Source organism: Xanthomonas pisi DSM 18956 (assembly GCF_001010415.1).
Classification (GTDB): domain Bacteria; phylum Pseudomonadota; class Gammaproteobacteria; order Xanthomonadales; family Xanthomonadaceae; genus Xanthomonas; species Xanthomonas pisi.
Map to the genome: position 1 here is coordinate 1 of NZ_JPLE01000277.1, position 341 is coordinate 341.

A 341-nucleotide genomic window follows, 5' to 3' on the forward strand; every position below is an offset into this window, starting at 1 on the left:
ACACATTGAGTCCGTCCTGAAGAAGTACCGCTGTTTGATGATCATTGATGAATCGACGCGTATCAAAAATAACACAGCCAAACGCTCCATCAAGGTTGTGGAATTGGGACGGCTGGCAAAGGCCCGTCGAATCCTTTCCGGTACGCCGCTGCCACGCTCGCCTGCTGATATTTACATGCAGTATCACTTCCTTGAAGCTGGCTTGCTTGGCACCAAATCGTTCCGTGCATTAAACTCTGAATTCACGGTGCTACTTGAAACGCACGACCCAGAGATGCAGGCCATTCACAAGAAAATCGGCGGGAACGGTTCTAGCAGTCCGCAGGTGGCCCGGAAAAACA

At 51.0% G+C, this 341-nt stretch carries 1 protein-coding gene; it reads left to right on the forward strand.

Annotated features, from left to right (window positions below):
• Nucleotides 1–37: 37 nt before the first annotated feature.
• The coding region (locus Y887_RS18005; RefSeq protein ID WP_211257027.1) for an SNF2-related protein at nucleotides 38–341 on the forward strand (304 nt) is incomplete at its 3' end.